We start from the raw sequence: 17759 nt of genomic DNA, 5'->3' as shown, positions 1-17759 counted from the left end.
AATGCAAATCAGGCACTCACGGGGTTTTACCCTGCTGGAAGTGATGTTGGTGGTGCTGCTGATGGGGCTGGCAGCTACGGCTGTGACCATGACCATGGGTAATAGTGGCCCCAAGCAGCAGTTAACTCGTGAGGCGCAGAGGTTTATGGCGGCCACCGAGACAGTGCTGGATGAAACTGTGCTCAGTGGTCAGTTTATCGGCATAGTGGTGGACAAGGACAAGTACCACTTCGTGCTGTTTAAAGAGAACAAATGGCAACCGCTGGAACAGGACCGACTGCTGGCCGAAAAGCAGTTGCCGGAAGGCATCTCGTTGTCGGTCGAGCTCGAAGGCCTGCCTTTGGTGCAGGAAGATGAAGAGCAGGACTCCTGGTTCGACGAGCCCTTTATTGAGGAATCGGACGCGGACAAAAAGAAGTTTCCCGAGCCGCAGATCATGCTGTTGCCAAGTGGCGAAATGACCGCTTTCGAGCTCAGCTTTATCGCCCGCGATAGCCAAGGCGAAACCGTAGAGGTACTGGTCAGCGGTGATAGCCTGGGTCGCCTCAAACTGGGGAGGTTCGATGATTTTGAATAAACCTGCCCGGCAAAAGGGGATGACGCTGCTGGAAGTCATCGTCGCCTTGGCGGTGTTTGCCATTGCGGCCGTGGCAATTACCAAAAGCATAGGCGATCAGATTGCCAATATGCCGATACTGGAAGAACGCACCCTGGCGCAGTGGGTAGCAGATAACCAGATGGTAGATGCCAGGTTGGAAAAGGGTTTTCCGGCCCTTGGGCGTAAAGATGGTCGCAGCGAACTGGCCGGCCAAACCTGGTATTGGCGCAAAGAAGTGGTCAAGACCACAGATGATAATTTTCGGATGATCCGTATCAGTGTCAGTGATGATGACAGATTCGGGCGGATCATCGCTCAGGTGAATTCATATGTACTCAAGCAGGAATAGCGGTTTTACCCTGCTGGAGATGCTGATCGCCATAGCGATCTTCGCCATGCTGGGCCTGGCGGCTAACGCCGTATTGCAAACTGTGCTGAAAAATGACGAGGTCACCCGCGACTTTTCAAAACAGCTCAAGTACCTGCAGCAGGGCTTTGGGGTGTTGGAGCGGGATCTGGGGCAGATGGTTGCCCGTACTCCCAGGCTGTTGGAAGGCGGCCGCGGCAGCACAGTGTTTCAGACCGGGACAGATATTCTGGACTCTGAGTCCGAGGCGCTGGTGTTTTTTCGCCTGGGGTGGCTCAATCCGGGTGGCTTGCTGCCAAGAGGCAGTCTGCAGTCTGTGGCCTATGTAGTGCAGGAGGGGCGGCTCGAGCGTTGGTACTACCCTTACCCCGAGCCGGAGTTTGGTGCCGAACCGATTAAAACCGTATTGATGGATAAGGTGTTATCAGTCAAATACGCGTTTTTTGTCGAGGATAAGTGGCAACGCAAGGTTGAGGCCAGCAAGTTGCCCAAGGCGATCGCCATAGAGATAGAGACAGAGGACAGAGGTATTATCACCCGCAAATTCCTGTTGCCTGTTGGGGCACCTGCGGCCGACAAACAGGACGACAATGGTGGCGACACCAACAAGGGTGACAACAACGGCAATCAGAACGACGACAAGCAGGACTCCGACGGCCAGGACGGCAATAACTCAGGCCAAGGCAAGGAGGAGTTCTGATGGGAGGCAAGCAAAGAGGCGTCGCCCTGATAGTGGTATTGCTGATAGTGGCGATTGTGGCCGTGCTGGCTACCAGTATTACCGGGCGCAACCAGTTGTCGGTGCGCAGAACCTTGAATCTGGCGCAGTATGACCAGGCTTACTGGTACGCTATTTCGGCCGAAGAATTGGCGCGTAAGGTATTGAAGCAGGATTTGGATGACTCGGAAGGTCGGGTGCATCTGCAGCAATACTGGGCCATGGCGGATGTGGTTTTTCCGGCGGAGAACGGCGAGATTGGTGGCACCATTTCCGACCTTCGCAGCTGCTTTAACCTCAATGCCTTGAGTGTCAGCAGCAAAGAGGCGGCAGATGGTCAGCCGCAAAAGATGCCGCTGGCCGTCAGACAGTTCAAGGGATTGTTGGAATCCTTGGGGATGGATGAGTTCGGCGCCGAGCGTCTGACCCATACCTTGAAAGATTATCTGGACGAGGACTCGATAGCCTCGCCCTTCGGTGCCGAAGATGCCGAGTATGAAGCAAGGGTGGTCCCTTATCGGGCGGCCAATACCTTAATGAGTCACAGCAGTGAGTTACGGGCCGTTTTTGGCTTTAACCAAGAGACTTATCGCATTTTAAGGCCCTATGTTTGCGCCATACCGGGAAATGACCGACAGTTGCTGAACGTCAACACCATCAAGGTCGAGCAGGCAGCACTGCTGGCGGGAATGCTGGAAAATCAAATCTCGGTAGGTGAGGCCGAAAGTATTATTAACCAGCGCCCTGCGGGGGGCTTCGACAAGATAGAAGATTTCTGGGCGCTGGGATCGCTGACCACTATTGCCAGTAAGAATGATCAGCTCAAGTCCAGTTTCGTGGTCGACAGTAAGTTTTTCAAACTGGAGGCCAAGGCCAGGGTGGATGATGCCCTGTTCCGATTGGAGAGCATGCTGCACATAGTGGGTGGTAATCAGCTCGAAGTGTTGACCCGGCAATATGGCGGACAAGAATAACAGGACAAGCCCCTAAGCCACCAAGGCCAGGGATTGTGGAGAACAATAGTGAGTGAACGCTTATTTATCCGTTTAGGCAAAAACCTGGGCTCGCCCTGCGCCTGGGTCGTATGGTCTGAGCAGGAACAGGAGATTATTGCCTCGGGAGAGCTGGCTGATGCGCGGTCACTGGAGACTCTGGCGCAGCGAGCCGGTAATCGCCCGGTCGACGTACTGGTGCCGGCCAGAGCCCTTCAGCTCACTTCGGTTAATCTGCCGGAGAAGGGGCAACGCCAGGCTCTAAAGGCGTTGCCTTTCCTGCTTGAAGACACCCTGGCCCAAAATGTTGATGAACTGCACTTTGTGGTTGGTCCCCGCGATGGCGAGAGCCTGAGTGTGGCTGTGGTTGCTCATGAGCAGATGCAAAACTGGCTCTCCTGGTTGGATGAGGCCGGGCTCAAGGTGCGTAAAATGGTGCCGGATTGTCTGGCACTGGAACGGGAAGACTGTGACTGGGCCCTGATGGCCTATGAAGATCAGCTGTTGCTGCGTACCGGCGAAGGCATGGGTATGAGTATGCCCAAAGACTGGCTGCAGCCCTTGCTGCCCGGGTTGCTCGAAGAGCAGCAAACGGCGCCGAGTCTGGCCTGCTATACCGAATTTCAATGGCCAGAGCTTGAGTGTCGGCAGATGCCACTGGAGATGCCCATGCTGGTGTTGGCCAAGGGGCTACACAAGTCGCCTATCAATCTGCTGTCCGGCCCCTATGTTCCCAAGCGTGAATACAGCAAGCACCTGCTGCTATGGAAGCGAGTGGCTATCGCCGCCGCCATTGCCCTGCTGCTTGGTCTGGTCAACAAGGGACTGAACATACATCAGATGCAGACAGAGGCCGATGAACTGAGGGCCCAGAGCGAAAGTATTTATCGTCAGGTGGTTCCCGGCAGTTCGCGGATAGTTAACTTGCGCTCGCAGCTGGAATCTCAACTCAGAACCCTGCAGGGCAGTGGTTCGGGTGGTGAGTTCTTTGCCATGCTGGATGGGCTCGAAGGTGCTTTCAAACAAGTGCCGGATCTCAAGCCCAACAGCCTGAGGTTTGATGCCGGACGCAGTGAAATTCGTATGCAGGTGACGGCCAAGAGCTATGCCCAGATAGAGCAGTTTAAAGAGCTGGCCGGGCGTAAATTCCGTCTCGAGGGCGGGGCGATGAACAGTACTGAAAATGCGGTCACCAGTACCCTGACCCTAAGGAGCAAATAAATGGAAAATTTGCGTAACTGGTGGGAATCACTGGCACAGAGGGAGCAACAGCTGGTCGCTGCCATGGCGGTGATAGTGGCTGTTGGTATCCTTTACTGGGGGATCTGGACACCGATAAGCAATGCCGAGCAGAAGGCGCAGAATAGCCTCAATGCTCAGACCCAGATGCTCAGCTTTGTGAAACAGACGGCCAATAAGATTGCCGGTATCAAACAGAGCGGTAATAGACCGGCTCTCAAGGGGAGTCTCAGTACTGTGGTGACCCAGAGCGCCGCCAGCTATGACCTGGAGATCACCCGCATGGCACCGCAGGGAAAACAGATTCAGATCTGGATGGATGAAGTGCCCTTCGATAGCCTGATCTCCTATCTTGGTGATCTGGTACAGAAACAAGGCTTGTCGCTGGATAGCCTGGATCTGGCCGAAGGTGATAGCCCTGGCATGGTGAAAGTTAGACGAATCCAGTTGTCTCAGTCGTAAGGTGTTGTCTTGAAACTGATTAGTAAAATAATACTCTGTGTGCTGATCTACCTGGCGTTTATGCTGGCACTCTTCCCTGCACGCTTGGCGGTTTCGCTGGCCCCCCTGCCGGCTAATTTGCAGCTTGGCGGTGTCAGCGGCACCATCTGGAGTGGCAGTATCGATGTGATTAAGTTGCAGCAACGTCAGTTGGAGCAACTGAGTTGGGAGCTCAGCCCCTGGGCGCTGCTGACCGGCAGAGCCAAACTGGACTTCCAACTGGGCAGCCGCGCCAGTGCCGTCAATGCCAAGGGCCAAGTCACCTTGGCTGCCGGCGGTATCAGCGCCGAGAAGCTGCGTTTTGAAGCTCCGGTCGAGTTTTTAATGGCCGGCAGTCGTCTGCCATTTCGCACTCAGGTAAGCGGTGATATCTCAGTGTTGCTGGACACTTTGGTGCAGGGGCAGCCTTGGTGTGAGGCGCTCAGTGGCAAAGTCTTTCTCAACCGGGTCGGCATCAGGAATCAGTTTGGCCAGTATCCTTTGGGAGACATAGAACTCGGCCTGCAGTGTGTTGCCGGTCAGGTGCAACTGGCGACCGATGAAGAGAAAAACGCCATAGGCGTGGCCGGCACCTTGCTGCTCAAAGCCAATGAACAACTTGAGGTCAAGGCCCGCATTCGTGAGACTCAGGCTCAGTCTGAAGATCTGAAAAAAGCTTTGCCATTTCTGGGCAAGCGAGATGCCCAGGGATATTTCCCTATCAATTACAACGGCAAGATCCCGGGCCTTTAAAGAGGCTGGCAGCCGGGTTTCTCTCGGCTGCCGTTTGTTCAGTTGAGCTTTCCCGTTTAAAACCCCTGCGGTAACCCGCCAGCGCTTGCATCCAAGTCAACTAATCTGAAAATTCCCACCGCCCAGACAAACTCCGCGGCTCTGTTATTTCGTGTGAATTGGTATAACATTGTAGCCTGAGTCACATTTTCAGTTTGTCAGCGTCAGAGGCCTCTATGACAGAGCGGCAGAAGAAGCCGGAAATATTGCACACCGAAGTTGTTGCCCGCAGTCGTCTGTTTCAAATAGAACAGGTACATCTGCGTTTCTCCAATCAAGAGGAACGCCACTACGAACGGATGAAAGGCGCCAGCCGCGGCGCCGTGATGGTGGTGCCGGTTCTCAATGGTGAATGGTTACTGCTGGGCAGCGAGTATGCCGCGGGTACCCATAACTATGAGCTGGGATTCCCCAAGGGACTGATCGACCCGGGAGAGACAGCCGCCGAAGCCGCCAACCGTGAATTGCAGGAAGAGATAGGCTATGGCGCCCGCAAACTGACTAAACTGAAAGAGTTAAGCCTGGCTCCTGGGTATTTCGCCAGTAAGATGCAGATTTTCCTGGCCGAAGATCTCTACGAGAGTCGCCTGGAAGGCGATGAACCTGAACCGATAGAACTGGTTCCCTGGCCCCTGGAGCGTTGGCAAGAACTGCTGGATATGAATGATTTTTCAGAAGGACGCAGCGTCAGCGCCTTGTTTTTGGCGATGAAACAGCTGAAACTGACTGAGTCACCCTAAAAAATTGGCCACACCCGGCCACTGACTTTTGCTTATCCGATGGAAGGCGTTTGGAGTAGTTATGAAGCCAGAAGAGTTGATAGATCACGTTATTGTCATTGCAACGGAAGCGGGACAGAAAATTCGCCAGATCTACCAACAAGGCAGTTTCAGCAAGGAAACCAAGGAAGACAACACCCCTGTCACTTCGGCCGACATCGCGGCCCATGAGATTATCTGCAGCAGCTTAAAGGCGCTGACCCCGGAGATCCCGGTTTTGTCCGAGGAAGCCGCCGATATTCCCCTCTCTGAGCGTAGCCAGTGGCGCCGCTACTGGCTGGTAGATCCCTTGGATGGTACCGGAGAGTTCATCGCCGGCAGCGGCGACTTCTCGGTCATCATTGCCCTGGTTGAGCATAACCGCCCCATCATGGGTGTGGTTTATGTGCCCATGACTGAAGTATGTTACTACGCCATAGCAGGTCTTGGCGCTTACAAACGTACCCTCCAGGCAGAGCTGAGAATTCACAGTAAGCAGTTGCCGAAAGAGCAGGACAATTCGTTGCGCCTGGCGGTCAGTCGGCGTCAGGATCCTCAGTCTGTGCTCAAGCTGTTCAACCAACCCAAGCATTGTGAACTCGTGGTGCTCGGCGGTGCGGCACTCAAAAGCTGCCTGGTCGCAGAGGGCAGGGCAGATTGCTATGTGCGGGTGGGCCCCACGGGTGAATGGGACACAGGGGCGGCGCAGATTATCATAGAAGAAGCCGGTGGCCAGTTGATGGATACCGAGCTGCAGCCCTTAACCTACAACGAGCGCGAATCGCTGGAAAACCCCAACTTTATCGTGGTCGGCTCCCCTAACCTTGAGTGGGACAAGATACTGGCCGGAGATTAATCGGATGCAGATAAGACCAATATCCAGAGCCGATCTGGATGCCGTATTGGCCTTGGAGTTGGCAACCTTCGGTGAGCACTGCTACCCGGACTTCTTCTTCCGTCAAGCACTGGATGCCTGGCCCACAGGTTTTCTGGGGGCCTTTGTCGACGGGAAACTGGCCGGTTATCTGCTGCGGGTGAGCGGTGAACAGCCGGGGCGACACTGGTTGCTGTCACTGGCCGTGTCTCCTATGCAGCAGGGCCGAGGGATAGGCAAAAGCTTGCTCAGTACGTGCCTGGAAGACTGCCGCCATGGTGTCGATGAACTGTTACTGACGGTAGCGCCGGATAATCCCGCCCGCCATCTCTACAGCCGCATGGGGTTTGAAAACCTGGGGCTGGAAGCCGACTATTTCGGCGTCGGTGAGCACAGGTTGCTGCTGCGCTGGCAGGGTCAATAGGCGCTGGCACTTGTGGTTTGAGTGAACGCGCCTGGGCCGTGGTTGAAAACGCCCTTCGATTCAATATAGAGCCATATTCCCAAACCTTTGAATCTGTTTTGCACAGTGCGCCTTTGTGCTGGAGCCCTGATACGCTCGGGGCTCTTGTGCTCCAGAGGCTGAACGCCCGATTTTCGCTAGCTTTTTTTGAAGATATTTTCCAAGGTTAATTAATGGTATTCAGCACGGGTGTCTAAAAAATATCATATTGTGAACATTGTTTTTTATTTTGAAGGCTGTTAGTCTGCTGCCATCTCTTCTCAGGAATGGACACTATGGCAAGACGCAAGGAACACAGTCATCAAGAGATCCGCCTCATGGCACTGGATGCCGTCGAGCAGTTGTTGACGCAGGAGGAATATACCAGCCTGAGTCTTAGGCGGATCGCCTCCCAAGTGGGCTATGCCCCCAGTACCCTAATCAACCTCTTTGGTAGCTATAACTATCTGCTCTTGAGTGTATCCGCCAGGGTCTTGGGGCGTCTGCTTGAGCAAATGCAGTTGGTGTGCGGACAAACATTCACATCCGGTGAGCAGCAGCTGTTGGCGTTAGGTAAGGCCTATGCCGAGTTTGCCCATAACCAACCACAGGCATTTCGTTTGGTGTTTGCCTTACATCTGGGGCCGGAAGAACCTCTGCCCGAATCGCAACAACAGTTGATTGCCGAGCTGATAGGTTTACTCGAGCAGCAACTCGGTGACTTGTTGCCAAACTTGTCCTCATCCAAGCTGGCACTCGCCAGTCGCAGCTTCTGGAGCAGTATCCATGGGCTGACCGGCCTGGCGCTGGACGATAAGCTTTTCAGTCAGGCTTCTTGGTTGCAGTTACTGACATTTCAGGTGCACTTGTGGTGGACGGCAATGCAACAGGAGGAGGGAGCATGTTCCTGAGCAAACGATTTTTACCCTATTTCGCCACTCAATGTTTGGGGGCGCTCAACGACAACATCTACAAGAATGTGTTGCTGCTGCTGGTGACCTACAGCCAGGTCGATAACCTGCCGATGAGTGTCGATCTGTTTGTCAATCTGGCGGCAGGGATCTTCATCCTGCCTTTCTTTCTGTTTTCCGCCCATGCGGGCATGGTGGCCGACAATATGGACAAGGCGTTGATGATCCGCAGGTTAAAGCTGCTGGAGCTTATCATCATGTCCTGCGCCGCCGCGGCGATTATGGCGCAAAGCTATCTGTTGATGTTGCTGCTGCTGTTTCTTACCGGCACCCAATCGGCCTACTTTGGTCCGGTAAAATACTCGCTGCTGCCGCAGGCGCTTAGAGAGGATGAGTTGGTAACTGGTAATGCCTGGGTAGAGATGGGCACCTTCCTGTCAATTTTGATAGGCACCCTGAGTGCCGGGCTGCTGGTAACCAGTGACAACGGCCTGATGTGGGCGGCGATAACTGTATGTATGCTGGCCTTGGCCGGTTTCCTCTCCAGCCGGGCGATTCCATCACTGCCGGCGCCGTTGCCGATAGACAAGGTACGCTTTGCCCCCTTGTCCGGTACTTTGGCCAGTATCAAGCGGGTACGGCAAACGCCGTCAATCTGGATGGCGATTCTGGCGATAAGCTGGTTCTGGTTTTTGGGTGCCACCTACCTGACCCAGTTCCCCAATTTTGCCAGAGGCTCGCTGCACTCGGACGCCACTGTGGTGTCGCTGCTGTTGGCGCTGTTTTCCATAGGTATTGCGGTCGGCTCTTTTGTCTGCGAACGCTTCTCCTTTGGCCATGTAGAGCTGGGATTGCTGCCTTTCGGGGTAGCAGGGTTAACCTTCTTTGGCCTGGATCTGCTGTGGGCCATTCCTGACTACAGCCAACTGCCGGCGGGATATCTCTACGACATAGCCGAGTTTGTCGGCCGCAGTGAACACTTCAGGCTGATGTTCGCACTGTTTATGGTAGGGGTCAGTGGCGGCCTGTTTATTGTGCCTCTGTATGCCTTTATTCAGTCGCGCTCGGCCCCCGGTGAATGTGCCCAGGCCATAGCCGCCAATAATATAGTCAATGCCCTGTTTATGGTGTGCTCGGCGATATTGTCGATAATATTGCTGGAGCTGGTCGGCCTATCGATTCCTCAGTTATTTACTCTGTTGGCGGTATTCAACGCCGTGGTGGCGTTGTATGTCTATAGCCAGGTGCCTGAGTTTACGCTGAGGTTTATCAGTTACTTGCTGAGCCATTTGTTGTATCGTCTCAAGGTTGAAGGCCGGGAAAACATTCCCAAGCAGGGGGCCGCCGTGCTGGTGTGTAACCATGTCAGTTACGTCGATGCCTTGGTGCTGCTGGGCGCATCCACTCGTCCGGTGCGCTTTGTGATGGACAAGAGCATAAGTGAAATGCCCTTGCTCAAGTATCTGTTCCGCCATGCCAGGGTGATCCCTATCTGCTCACCGAAAAAGTGCATTGATACCTATACCCGGGCCTTCGAGCGTATCCACCAGGCGCTGGCCAATGAAGAGTTGGTGTGTATTTTCCCTGAGGGCAGGTTGTCTCCCGATGGTGAGTTGCATGAGTTTCGGCCCGGTATCGAACAGATACTGGCAAAGGATCCTGTGCCTGTGGTGCCTATGGCGCTCAAAGGTTTGTGGGGATCTTTCTTTAGCCACAAAGATGGACATGCCCTGACGACCCGACCAAGACGTTTCTGGTCAAGGCTTAAGGTCAATATCGCATCTCAGGTACCCGGCGCGGAGGAGAGCCGTCACTCACTGCAGCAGCGGGTAGCCGATCTGCTGGCCAAACCCGACAGCTGAGCGGTATTGCTGTTGAGGAAGGTAGGAGATAACGGACAGAGCCCGGCAGTTGCCGGGCTCTTCGGATTGAATCTCTCTTGCTTTTGAATTCATTCGGAGCGGTTTGACCGCCTCTCATCCAGCCACTGATGAATGGCCTGGCGGTCACCGCGGAAGATGATCCGCTCGGCCTTTTTCTCCAGCTGGTACTGATACATGGGGTCGTAATACTTCTCCAGCAGCAGTGAGATCCACTCCAGATGTTGCTCTGTAGTGTTGCGCTGCAGCTGGGTCTGCAAACTTGAGTCGACCAACTGCAACAGTTGATCAGTTTGCTGGTGCCCAAGGCGCTTACGTATGCCCTCGACACTCTGACGCAGATAGGCGCCGAACACCGCCATGCCTTCTTCGGCGCCATAATGCTGTTCAAAACCCCGCTGCATCTTGTGCACATACTCATCCAGAAGGCGAGGGAGTCTGGCCTCCAGTGGCTCTTCCAGCACCAATACCTGGGCCTGTTGCATGGCACTGAAGAAGACTTTGGGTATGGCGCGGCGGCCAATCAGGAAGCTTTCATCTTCCAGCAGCAGGCAGGACTCTTGCCTCTCTTGATGCCTCAACAGTTCCCGAGCCAAGCTGTTTTCAAAATTGATCTGACTGGGCTGCGGCGTGACATTCTTGCCAAAGCTCGACCCTCTGTGATTGGCAGTGCCCTCCAGATCCACAGACTCGCTGCGACTGAGAATAAACTCTGTCTTGCCTGAACCGGTAATGCCACTGAGGATCAACAACTGTTGCTGCTGCGGGGTGTTATCTATGGTATCGATAAGGTATTGGCGCATCGCCTTGTAGCCGCCCTGAATATAGGGCACTTCAAGACCGGCCTCGCGGATCCATTGCTGGGTCAACTGAGATCTCAGACCACCCCGAAAACAGTAGAGGTTGGCATCAGGGTGGGCGCTGAAGAAATCCAGCCAGGCTTGAATACGTGCGGCCTTGATCTTGCCTTTGACCAGCGAATGGCCGAGCTCTATGGCGGCAGCCTGTCCATGCTCTTTATAACAGGTGCCCACCTTCTGCCTTTCGCTGTCGTTCATCAATGGCAGGTTGGTGCTGGCAGGAAAGGCACCCTTGGCAAACTCAACCGGCGCCCGCAGATCGACCAGGGGACGATCGGATAGGAAGATCTCCCGGTACTCTGCAGGCGCGATTATCTGTCGACTCATATAAGCTCCACCCACTGCTGACTATCGTCGCGGCAGTCGAGCGCACCTATGCAGTGTAGCTCCAGCCCTTGACCGGTCAGCAGTTGCTGCAGTTCTGCCTCACCCTCGGCGCCGACGGCGATAAGTAAGCCGCCGCTGGTTTGCGGATCGCACAGTAAGGCTTTTTGTTGCTCGGAAACCTCGGGGAGGTGCTCACCGTAGCTGTCAAAGTTTCTGTGGGTGCCGCCCGGGATACAGCCCATAGCCAGATACTCGGAGGCTTTTTCCAGCAACGGCAGTTTGGCAGTATCTATGCTGGCCTTGAGGTTGGAACCCTGACACATTTCCAGCAGGTGGCCTGCCAGACCAAAGCCCGTCACATCTGTCATGGCGTGAACCGCGCTTATCTTGGCGACTTCGGCACCTATCTTATTGAGTTGGCACATGGCTTCGGGGGCGATATTAACATCCTCTGGCGCCAGCTTCTTCTGCTTTTGTGCCGTGGTCAGTATGCCAATTCCCAGAGGTTTGGTGAGATAGAGCTTGTCACCCGCCTTGGCGGTATCGTTCTGCTTGAGGTGCTCCAGCGCCACTGTGCCGGTGACTGCCAGGCCGAAAATAGGCTCAGGCGCGTCTATGCTATGGCCTCCGGCCAGCATGATCCCGGCATCCATGCAGGCTTGGCGTCCGCCATCCACTACCTGCTGGGCAATCTCGGGTGACAGCTTGTTCACCGGCCAGCCGAGAATGGCAATTGCCATAATAGGCTTGCCGCCCATGGCATAGATATCGCTGATGGCATTGGTGGCAGCGATACGGCCGAAAGTGAAAGGGTCATCGACTATCGGCATAAAGAAGTCTGTGGTGCTGATAATGCCCGTGTGATCATCCAACTGATACACGGCCGCATCATCCCGGCTCTGGTTGCCGACCAACAGGCGGGGATCTTTAAAGTCCGGCAGTTGAGACGCCAAAATGGTGCTGAGGACTTTGGGAGAAATCTTGCAACCGCAACCTGCGCCGTGGCTGTATTCCGTGAGTTTTACTGACTGATCTGACATAGCCGGGTCCCTGAGTGATTGAAATAACCCCTGATCATAAACAGAAACGGCCGCAGTACAAGCCGACCGTTTCACAACTCAGGTAAATTCTGTTAAGCCGATCGCCAGGCCTTGGGAGGCTACGACAAGGTTTTAGGCTATGCTGGCTCGCAGTTGGCGCCATTGTTTTCGTTGGGCGCGAAAACGTAAACGCATTTCCACCACCTGAGACAGCAGATGCTTATCCGCCAACTGCTGCTTGCGGGCCTCAAGCAGCGCCTTCTTGGCTTCAAAGTAGGCCAGCAAGTGGCTCTTCAATTCCTCGTATTCTGCCTGCAGCTTTTCCAGGATTTCCTCGCAATTGGGCAGATGGGCCACCTTATTCTGGGCGCGCTTGAGTTGCATCTGCAGTTTGGCGGCTTCGATGCGCTCCTGAGGGCTCTTGCGCAGGTCTTTGGTCAGGCCAAACCAGGACAGGAAACGGATCAACCACTTGGTGGGGTCGTAATGCCACCAGTGGATACCATTGCGGTAATCGTTTTCAAAGATATGGTGGAAGTTATGGTAACCCTCACCATAAGTAAACAGTGCCAGCACACCGTTGTCTCGGGCGGTGTTACGGTCTGTATAGGGTTGCTTACCCCAGATATGCGCCAACGAGTTTATAAAAAAGGTGCAGTGATGCACTACCACCAAGCGGAGCAGCCCAGCCAGCAGCAACATCGACAGGATATCGCCGTTCAACCAACCAAGCAGAGCGGGGAGGCCCACATTCATCAATAGCGCCAGCAGCAGATAATGCTTATGCTGCCACATGACTATGGCATCGTTTTGCAGGTCTCTGACGTTGTTATAGTCGTGATAACGTTGTGCCTGATATTCCCTGAGCATCCAACCAATATGGCTGTACCAGAAACCCATGTTCGCTGAGTAGGGATCCTTGTCATTGTCATCCACATGCTTGTGATGGATACGATGATCCGAAGCCCAATGCAAGGCACTGTTCTGCAACGCCAGCGCACCGCCCAGGGCAAACAGGAAACGCACGGCCGGGTGAGCCTTATAAGCCTTATGTGACCACAACCTATGGTAACCGGCGGTGATAGACAAACCACTGGCGAAGGCCAACAGTACGAAGGTGAGCCACTCGCTGAGCTCAAAGCCATGGCTGATGCCTCGCCAAGGCACCAGAATACAGGCACCGGCAAACGTCAGCAGGAAGAGGATCAGGTTGGTCCAGATGAGGGGAGGTTTTTTCATTATGATGACTTCCAAAACGCTTTAAGCTAACAAGTGTACGCTAAGTTGCTATTGGAGCACAATCACAGTGACACCAGCCGAGGATGTGATTATTGAGTAAAGCCTGTATTATTTGCGCAACAGATCCAGTGAATGGAATAAAGATGGGTATCAGAGCACAGCAGAAAGAGAAAACCCGCCGCGCCTTGGTGGATGCAGCATTCAATCAACTGAGTGCCGAGCGCAGTTTTTCCAGCCTGAGTCTTAGGGAAGTGGCCAGGGAAGCCAATATAGCGCCAACCTCTTTTTACCGTCATTTCAAGGATATGAATGAACTGGGGCTGACCATGGTCGATGAAGGTGGCCTGACGCTGAGACAGATGATGCGTAAGGGACGTCAGCGCGCCGAAGCCGGCGGCAGTGTTATCCGCATCTCGGTCGACACCTTTATGGAAGTACTGGAATCCAACCCCAACGTATTCAGGATCCTGCTGCATGAACGCTCGGGCACCTCGGCCGCCTTTCGTGCCGCTGTGGCGCGGGAGATTGAACACTTTATCTCGGAACTGGCACACTACACCGAGGACACCGCCGGCCGCAGCCCTGAGTTGGCCAGGGCACAGGCCGAGGCATTGGTGACTCTGGTGTTCAATGCCGGCGCCGCCGCCCTGGATATGAAACGTGCCGATCGCAAGATTCTGGCCGACCGACTGGTGACTCAGCTGCGAATGGTGGCAACGGGCGCAGAAGCGTTGCAGCAAAAGCGTGATAGCCGCTGATAAACATTTGCCAAAACAAAAGGGCCTTTCGGGGCCCTTTTGTTTGGTTCATCGCGGATCTCTGGGGAATGCCACTCTGACTTCCAGAAAGGAGTATTCGGTATCCCGGTAGGCATAGCCCATTCGCTTCCGTAGTTTGATTTGTTGTTCATACCTTCCAGTTGGCAGGTGTGTAACGGATGAGCCGCAGAAGCAACTATGCCATGAAGATGGTTTTTAAGACACTGGCCAAATTGGAGTAACGGCCTGATACCGCTCTTTCTGACTTGTTGCCTCCAGAGGTTCCATTGAGCTAGGCGTCAGCTTCATCTGTGCTGTCCCACATCTCTTTGAGTTGCTTTGGTAGTCCTCCCCTATTTAACTGCAGTTAAAAAGGAGAGGAGAACTGGAAGGTGACGCTTATGCAGCGCCAGCAAAGCCGTTTTGCTAGTAGCTTTGCAGGTTCTGGAGTCTTTTATCCTATCGGTTAGTGTCTTATTGGGCTTGCTACACCAGTCTCATCCTAATCTATAGGCTTTTCCTGGAAAGCAATACGCCCGCTTCCATGTGGTCGGTATAAGGGAACTGATCAAACAGGGCGAAGCGTTTGATCTCGTGAGTTTGACTCAACTGTTCGAGATTGTCGGCCAGGGTTTGCGGGTTGCAGGAAATATAGAGGATGGACTCATAGCTCTGCACCAGATTGACAGTATCGGGATCTAGGCCGGCTCGCGGTGGATCAACAAAGATGGTGTTGCAGTCGTAACTCTTGAGGTCAATTCCTTCCAGACGCCTGAAGCTACGCTCCCCCGTCATGGCCTGGGTAAACTCTTCGGCCGACATACGAATGATCTGCAGGTTCTCAGTGCCATTTTGCTCAATATTGTATTGAGCGGAATCGACCGAGGGTTTAGCTAACTCGGTTGCCAGCACCTTGTTGAAGTTTTGTGCCAGGGCGATAGAGAAGTTACCGTTGCCACAATAAAGCTCAAGCAGATCGCCACTACTGTGACGGGTACAGTCTATCGCCCACTCCAACATCTTGGTTGCCACTTGGGCATTGGGCTGGGTGAAGCTGTTTTCCACTTGTTTATAGATGTATTCCTGCTGGTTGACTTGCAGGCGTTCGATTACGAAATCTCTGTCCAACACAAACTTCTGCTTACGGGCTCGACCTATGATGTCGACCTTGAACTCTTTCTCGAGTTTCTGTTTCAACGCCTTGGCTTCATTGAGCCAGTTATCATCCAACTGCTTGTGATACAGCAGTGACACCAAAATCTCGCCAGACAGAGTAGAGAGGAAGTCTACTTGAAACAGCTTGTGCCTCAGTATGCTGTTGGGGCGCAGCTCGGCCATCAGTGCCGGCATCATCTGATTGATTAAAGCGCTGGCGGGCAGAAACTGATCGCAACGAACTTTGGCTTTTTGCTGTTGGTCAAACATATAGTAGTAGAGATCATCCCCGTCATGCCAAACCCGAAATTCTGCTCTCATGCGGTAGTGTTGCTGCACTGAGGGAAACACTTCGAGTGCCGGTGGAGTGAAGCGGGCAAAGGCCTGTTCCAGTTTGAGGCGCTTTTGTTCCAGTTGCGCATCATATTGACTTGGGTCCATTGCTTCTAAATTCATAATATTCACTCTTGGCTTCAAACGGGGCGCAAATATTATACTACGTGGCGCTGATGTCCAGTTTCGCACCTTTGTGCTTTTGTCCAAGCTATGAAAAAATAGCGTTTCATCCGCCGTTGTGGTTTCCAGCCACGACCCCCTTTGTATATCGCTTAGAGGCTCAATTTGTCGCGACCCATACTGGTTTTTGACTCAGGCATAGGTGGCTTGTCTGTGCTTGGGGAGATCCGCAAACTATTACCACAGAGACAGTATTGCTATCTGTTTGATAACGCGCGCTTGCCTTATGGTGAGTTGGCGGAAGCCGAGTTGATAAGCGGATGCGTGGATTTGGTTGTGACCATGGCCAAGCAGATAGATGCCGCGATAGTGGTCATTGCCTGTAATACAGCCAGTACCTTGGTTCTTCCCGAGTTGAGAGCTCAGCTGACAATCCCGGTTGTTGGTGTTGTCCCGGCTATTAAACCGGCGGCAGCCATCTCCAAACGCAAACATATAGGTTTGTTGGCCACACCTGGCACGGTCAAAAGGGCTTACACCAAAGAGTTGATCAACCACTTTGCCTGTGATTGCCAGGTAGAGCTCTTTGGCTGTTCTGAACTGGTGCTGCTTGCGGAGGCCAAGGCAGCTGGGCTGGCTATAGATGTCGCAGCAATAAAGAAGTTACTGCAACCTGTTATTTACAGTGAACTGGATGTGCTTGTGCTTGGTTGTACGCACTTCCCTATGCTGAAGCCTGAGCTACAACAAATACTGGGTGATGATATTGAGCTATTGGACTCCGGCGAGGCGATAGCGAAACGGGTAAAGAGTCTGCTGCAATATCAGCAGGAGCCGACTGCCTCACAACAAGCAGATAGTGAGTGGGCCTTTTACACAAGTGAAAAAATTACCGAAGGATTGAAATCAACGCTGGCCGAGTATGGTTTTACTCAAACGGCCAAGGCCTCGACCAGCGTGATGACATAGAACTATTATTCCTGCTTATCTGAATCTTGTGATTTGGCTTCACGAACTTTCAGGGTGCGCTCCTGAAAGATGAAGTCATTCAATTTGGTCATCGCTTTTTGAGCGCCGGACTCTGACATTTCCACAAAACCAAATCCTTTACGTCTGCCGGTCTTGCGATCTCTGACCAAGCGAACCGAATTCACCGGGCCATATTCCTCAAACAATGACTTAACTTCAGTATCGTGAGCTCTATAAGGCAGATTACCTACATAGAGAGTCATGGTTGGGCCATTGTAAGCTTCTTGTGTTTTAGCTTGAACCTGACTTGGGCTGGATGTGAAGGCATAAACTGCAGCGGCAAGGAGTGCGCCAGCAGGGAAGGCCAAAAATGCAGGCAGTTGAGGCATGAGCTGGTATATCGCAAGCGCGCCCAGAATGGCGATGCCCAGCACAATCAAAAATGACTTTTGCATAAAAATGTTCTCTGTGAAGAAGAATTGATAAATTACTGTTAACAGCGGCAACTATGGTAATGAATTATTTACCTTTAAACCAGACTGATGCCGAAAAAATGACCTTTGCTCTCATTTTTCAACATAAGCAGGGCCTTTAAAGCAAGTTTTTAATGGGAAAAGACCAGTAAGTAGCCGCTACGGTTAAAAGGTGGACGCTTGGCGCCGAAGCTGTCAAAAAGCACTTGCGCTATCGGCTGGCCTCCCTATAATGCGCATCCACTGACCGGGACGATGGAAGTTAACTCCCAGATAATCCAAGGTTGGCGTCAAAATGGTGATAAAAAACTTCTTGACGAACTTAAGGGAAAGCGTAGAATACGCAGCCCTGACCCGATGGGCTCCATCGTGGTCCTGCTCTTTAACAATCTATCAAGCAATCTGTGTGGACACTCACAGGCATTGAGAAA

At 53.3% G+C, this 17759-nt stretch carries 20 protein-coding genes and 1 pseudogene; 15 read left to right on the top strand and 6 right to left on the bottom strand.

Annotated features, from left to right (window positions below; genetic code table 11):
• Position 1: 1 nt before the first annotated feature.
• From gspH to ON072_RS11150, 12 genes are all read left to right on the top strand, one after another.
• Complete coding sequence (gene gspH / locus ON072_RS11205) at positions 2 to 577, top strand: type II secretion system minor pseudopilin GspH (protein WP_025010648.1); 576 nt, start codon at positions 2 to 4, stop codon at positions 575 to 577.
• Entirely contained in the window at positions 564 to 947 is a 384-nt protein-coding gene (gspI, locus tag ON072_RS11200; protein WP_037467875.1) for a type II secretion system minor pseudopilin GspI, read from the top strand. Before gspH ends, gspI begins: the two co-directional genes overlap by 14 nt.
• Positions 928 to 1665: a type II secretion system minor pseudopilin GspJ gene (gspJ, locus tag ON072_RS11195; RefSeq protein ID WP_025889490.1), complete on the top strand. Its 738-nt coding sequence runs from the start codon at positions 928 to 930 to the stop codon at positions 1663 to 1665. The genes gspI and gspJ overlap by 20 nt, the downstream gene beginning before the upstream one ends.
• Complete coding sequence (gene gspK / locus ON072_RS11190; protein ID WP_071238911.1) at positions 1665 to 2657, top strand: type II secretion system minor pseudopilin GspK; 993 nt, start codon at positions 1665 to 1667, stop codon at positions 2655 to 2657. The genes gspJ and gspK overlap by 1 nt, the downstream gene beginning before the upstream one ends.
• Before the next feature lie 48 nt (positions 2658 to 2705).
• Positions 2706 to 3896, top strand: a complete 1191-nt coding sequence (gene gspL, locus ON072_RS11185) for a type II secretion system protein GspL (RefSeq protein ID WP_186265224.1) — start codon at positions 2706 to 2708, stop codon at positions 3894 to 3896.
• Complete coding sequence (locus ON072_RS11180; RefSeq protein WP_025010651.1) at positions 3897 to 4376, top strand: type II secretion system protein M; 480 nt, start codon at positions 3897 to 3899, stop codon at positions 4374 to 4376.
• A 9-nt stretch (positions 4377 to 4385) separates the two neighbouring features.
• Entirely contained in the window at positions 4386 to 5147 is a 762-nt protein-coding gene (locus ON072_RS11175; protein ID WP_144135241.1) for a type II secretion system protein N, read from the top strand.
• A gap of 215 nt (positions 5148 to 5362) precedes the next feature.
• The gene (gene nudE, locus ON072_RS11170) at positions 5363 to 5926 is read left to right on the top strand and encodes an ADP compounds hydrolase NudE (protein WP_025010652.1); all 564 of its coding nucleotides are present in this window, start codon (positions 5363 to 5365) and stop codon (positions 5924 to 5926) included.
• Between the two features lie 61 nt (positions 5927 to 5987).
• A complete protein-coding gene (cysQ, locus tag ON072_RS11165) occupies positions 5988 to 6800 on the top strand; it encodes a 3'(2'),5'-bisphosphate nucleotidase CysQ (RefSeq protein ID WP_025010653.1) in 813 nt (270 codons plus the stop codon).
• A 4-nt stretch (positions 6801 to 6804) separates the two neighbouring features.
• Positions 6805 to 7242 carry a GNAT family N-acetyltransferase gene (locus ON072_RS11160; protein ID WP_208133908.1) on the top strand — a complete coding sequence of 146 codons (438 nt, stop codon included), beginning with the start codon at positions 6805 to 6807 and terminating at the stop codon, positions 7240 to 7242.
• A gap of 314 nt (positions 7243 to 7556) precedes the next feature.
• Positions 7557 to 8171: a TetR/AcrR family transcriptional regulator gene (locus ON072_RS11155; RefSeq protein ID WP_167716717.1), complete on the top strand. Its 615-nt coding sequence runs from the start codon at positions 7557 to 7559 to the stop codon at positions 8169 to 8171.
• Positions 8162 to 10033 (top strand): MFS transporter, encoded by a 1872-nt coding sequence (locus ON072_RS11150; RefSeq protein WP_261753165.1) that lies wholly within the window; start codon positions 8162 to 8164, stop codon positions 10031 to 10033. The genes ON072_RS11155 and ON072_RS11150 overlap by 10 nt, the downstream gene beginning before the upstream one ends.
• Before the next feature lie 89 nt (positions 10034 to 10122).
• Here the strand turns inward: ON072_RS11150 and mnmH are convergent, their stop codons facing one another.
• The 3 genes from mnmH to ON072_RS11135 form a co-directional block, all read right to left on the bottom strand.
• The gene (mnmH, locus tag ON072_RS11145; protein WP_025010657.1) at positions 10123 to 11238 is read right to left on the bottom strand and encodes a tRNA 2-selenouridine(34) synthase MnmH; all 1116 of its coding nucleotides are present in this window, start codon (positions 11236 to 11238) and stop codon (positions 10123 to 10125) included.
• Complete coding sequence (gene selD, locus ON072_RS11140; protein WP_044733368.1) at positions 11235 to 12278, bottom strand: selenide, water dikinase SelD; 1044 nt, start codon at positions 12276 to 12278, stop codon at positions 11235 to 11237. Before selD ends, mnmH begins: the two co-directional genes overlap by 4 nt.
• A 132-nt stretch (positions 12279 to 12410) precedes the next feature.
• Positions 12411 to 13517 carry an acyl-CoA desaturase gene (locus tag ON072_RS11135; RefSeq protein ID WP_096142451.1) on the bottom strand — a complete coding sequence of 369 codons (1107 nt, stop codon included), beginning with the start codon at positions 13515 to 13517 and terminating at the stop codon, positions 12411 to 12413.
• 143 nt (positions 13518 to 13660) lie between these two features.
• Here ON072_RS11135 and fabR point away from each other — a divergent pair, with 143 nt between their 5' ends.
• On the top strand, positions 13661 to 14275 hold the full coding sequence (gene fabR, locus ON072_RS11130; RefSeq protein WP_025010659.1) for an HTH-type transcriptional repressor FabR: 615 nt from the start codon (positions 13661 to 13663) through the stop codon (positions 14273 to 14275).
• Here fabR and ON072_RS21115 read toward each other — a convergent pair.
• Together ON072_RS21115 and trmA are read right to left on the bottom strand one after the other, a co-directional pair.
• Positions 14215 to 14553, bottom strand: a pseudogene (locus tag ON072_RS21115) (transposase); the annotation flags it as partial. The gene fabR and the pseudogene ON072_RS21115 overlap by 61 nt on opposite strands.
• Positions 14554 to 14782: 229 nt before the next feature.
• Positions 14783 to 15886: a tRNA (uridine(54)-C5)-methyltransferase TrmA gene (trmA, locus tag ON072_RS11125; RefSeq protein WP_261753166.1), complete on the bottom strand. Its 1104-nt coding sequence runs from the start codon at positions 15884 to 15886 to the stop codon at positions 14783 to 14785.
• A 165-nt stretch (positions 15887 to 16051) separates the two neighbouring features.
• On the opposite strand from trmA, the gene murI reads away from it, so the two are divergent.
• Positions 16052 to 16855 (top strand): glutamate racemase, encoded by an 804-nt coding sequence (gene murI, locus ON072_RS11120; protein ID WP_028780601.1) that lies wholly within the window; start codon positions 16052 to 16054, stop codon positions 16853 to 16855.
• A gap of 5 nt (positions 16856 to 16860) precedes the next feature.
• Here the strand turns inward: murI and ON072_RS11115 are convergent, their stop codons facing one another.
• Positions 16861 to 17310 carry an RNA recognition motif domain-containing protein gene (locus ON072_RS11115; RefSeq protein ID WP_261753167.1) on the bottom strand — a complete coding sequence of 150 codons (450 nt, stop codon included), beginning with the start codon at positions 17308 to 17310 and terminating at the stop codon, positions 16861 to 16863.
• 198 nt (positions 17311 to 17508) lie between these two features.
• On the opposite strand from ON072_RS11115, the gene ON072_RS11110 reads away from it, so the two are divergent.
• A partial coding sequence (locus ON072_RS11110) for a hypothetical protein (RefSeq protein WP_274626056.1) occupies positions 17509 to 17759 on the top strand: 251 nt, incomplete at its 3' end.

It is taken from the genome of Shewanella sp. K8, assembly GCF_028823715.1.
Lineage (GTDB): Bacteria > Pseudomonadota > Gammaproteobacteria > Enterobacterales > Shewanellaceae > Shewanella > Shewanella algae.
The sequence above is the reverse complement of the archived record's forward strand: the minus strand, read 5'-3'. Positions and strand labels throughout refer to the sequence as shown.

Excerpts from the sequence above, each read along its gene's own strand:
- ON072_RS11135 (WP_096142451.1), bottom strand. The coding sequence starts at position 13,517 with ATGAAAAAACCTCCCCTCATCTGGACCAACCTGATCCTCTTCCTGCTG.
- cysQ (WP_025010653.1), top strand. The coding sequence starts at position 5,988 with ATGAAGCCAGAAGAGTTGATAGATCACGTTATTGTCATTGCAACGGAA.
- ON072_RS11155 (WP_167716717.1), top strand. The coding sequence starts at position 7,557 with ATGGCAAGACGCAAGGAACACAGTCATCAAGAGATCCGCCTCATGGCA.
- trmA (WP_261753166.1), bottom strand. The coding sequence starts at position 15,886 with ATGAATTTAGAAGCAATGGACCCAAGTCAATATGATGCGCAACTGGAA.
- ON072_RS11180 (WP_025010651.1), top strand. The coding sequence starts at position 3,897 with ATGGAAAATTTGCGTAACTGGTGGGAATCACTGGCACAGAGGGAGCAA.
- gspH (WP_025010648.1), top strand. The coding sequence starts at position 2 with ATGCAAATCAGGCACTCACGGGGTTTTACCCTGCTGGAAGTGATGTTG.
- ON072_RS11150 (WP_261753165.1), top strand. The coding sequence starts at position 8,162 with ATGTTCCTGAGCAAACGATTTTTACCCTATTTCGCCACTCAATGTTTG.
- gspK (WP_071238911.1), top strand. The coding sequence starts at position 1,665 with ATGGGAGGCAAGCAAAGAGGCGTCGCCCTGATAGTGGTATTGCTGATA.
- mnmH (WP_025010657.1), bottom strand. The coding sequence starts at position 11,238 with ATGAGTCGACAGATAATCGCGCCTGCAGAGTACCGGGAGATCTTCCTA.
- selD (WP_044733368.1), bottom strand. The coding sequence starts at position 12,278 with ATGTCAGATCAGTCAGTAAAACTCACGGAATACAGCCACGGCGCAGGT.
- ON072_RS11115 (WP_261753167.1), bottom strand. The coding sequence starts at position 17,310 with ATGCAAAAGTCATTTTTGATTGTGCTGGGCATCGCCATTCTGGGCGCG.
- fabR (WP_025010659.1), top strand. The coding sequence starts at position 13,661 with ATGGGTATCAGAGCACAGCAGAAAGAGAAAACCCGCCGCGCCTTGGTG.
- gspJ (WP_025889490.1), top strand. The coding sequence starts at position 928 with ATGTACTCAAGCAGGAATAGCGGTTTTACCCTGCTGGAGATGCTGATC.
- gspI (WP_037467875.1), top strand. The coding sequence starts at position 564 with ATGATTTTGAATAAACCTGCCCGGCAAAAGGGGATGACGCTGCTGGAA.
- ON072_RS11160 (WP_208133908.1), top strand. The coding sequence starts at position 6,805 with ATGCAGATAAGACCAATATCCAGAGCCGATCTGGATGCCGTATTGGCC.
- nudE (WP_025010652.1), top strand. The coding sequence starts at position 5,363 with ATGACAGAGCGGCAGAAGAAGCCGGAAATATTGCACACCGAAGTTGTT.